The sequence below is a fragment of the Arthrobacter sp. 10T413_2 genome, from assembly GCF_056394205.1.
In genome coordinates, this window is record NZ_JBFTHK010000341.1 from 1 (window position 1) to 1,458 (window position 1,458).

Below are 1,458 nucleotides of genomic sequence, written 5' to 3' on the forward strand. Positions count from 1 at the left end.
GGGCGGTGGTGATGATGGTCGCGGTCCGGGACGCGATCTCCCCGGCGGCGACGGCAGCGCCGAGTTCCTCGTGCACGGCCGGCACCGGTGCTCYGGTGAGTCCCTGGCGGGGCAGCAGGTCCGCGGCCTGGGTCAGCCGGCGCCGGGCCTCGGGCGCGCTGATCCGCAGCCGCGCCCGCAGGAACTCGGTGGCATTCTTGTAGCCGTCGTCGGTCGCGGCGCACACGCCGGCCGGCCCGCCGCTCCCGTCAAATGCCGTCCAGCCGCCGGCCTCAGCCCAAACCTCAGATCCGGCGTCGGTTCCGGCGGGGGTGTCTTGTGTCCAGCCGGTGAGCCAGCCCGCCGGCGTCGTCTCKGCGGCCCGGCCCGCCGGCGTCGGCCGGGTCCAGGCTGTCTGTTTGCGGGTCCGGTCCACCGCGGCKGCGGCGATGAGCTGGAAGTATTCGACCGTCCKGGAGAATTCCTCCACACGGCCGGCGAAGTCCGCGGCTTCGAMCAGGGAGAACCGGGCCGCCTCAGCACCCGCGGCCGGGGCAGAAGCCCGCAGCAACGCCAACGCCGAATCAACCACGCCGCCGACACCATGGTCCGCAGCGCCGTTGGCGGCAGCGTTCGCGGCGCCGCCCAAAGTACCGTTCCCGGCATGGTCTGCGCCACCGCCGTGTGATGCTTCAAGCGCCCCGGCCGCGGCGGCCAGACGGGKAGGCCGCGAGGACGCGACCGGGCCGGCCCACGGGGCCAGCTCCGGGATGAACGCTCCAACGCCTTCCATGTCTCAACGATCCCAGAGGGGTCCGACAAAAAAGACCGAACMGGTGCGGCCGCGACGCGACGCCACATCCGGCTGCCGCCCCGGCAGGCAACGGCGGCACGATGCCGGGCAACGTAACTCCGCGTACGACAAGAGTGGACTTCATCAAGGCGGGCGGCCTGCCGGAGCCGCCGGTGCTCAACGAAACGTGACCACGCACCCTGCCGGGTGCGTGGTCACGGATGTGCAGGTAAACCGGCTGAGCCTGCCCAACGAGGGCGGACGAGGGCCGGCCCTGACGAGAAAATGGGCCCCGTCCTGCTGGCTGCCGGCGAGGACCCGCTAAAGCTTCAGGATGGCGGTGAGGCGCTCGGTGTCGTGCCGGGTCCGGGTCCTGCCGAGGTACACCACGGCCGCGAYGGAGGCTGCGGCACCCAGGATCAGCGGCAGGATCCACGGAATCCAGGTCAGGCCCGGCTGGTAGCCGAACCCGGCCGCCATGAAGATGATCCAGCTCAGCATGCCGACGAAGGCGGCCACTCCGGCCGGCACGCTGATGCCGTACTTCGTGTGCCGCTTGTCRTTGGCCCACACCACAAAGCCCACAGCAACGGTGACCATGGCGACCACAATCAGGGAAAGCATTCAGGACCCCTCGGGCTAAGAAAACGACAGTGAAGAAACCGCAGTGAAGAACGGTGCTAGAG

General features: G+C 70.3%; 2 protein-coding genes. Both read right to left on the reverse strand.

Translation table 11 applies throughout. The annotated features are described in order from the left end of the window. Positions 1-772, reverse strand: a 772-nt coding sequence (locus AC1DBQ_RS23290) for a DUF222 domain-containing protein (RefSeq protein ID WP_476930746.1), incomplete at its 3' end; no start/stop codon positions are given. A 321-nt stretch (positions 773-1,093) separates the two neighbouring features. Further along, positions 1,094-1,396, reverse strand: coding sequence for a hypothetical protein (locus AC1DBQ_RS23295; RefSeq protein WP_476930747.1), 303 nt, complete (start codon positions 1,394-1,396; stop codon positions 1,094-1,096). Positions 1,397-1,458 lie beyond the last annotated feature (62 nt).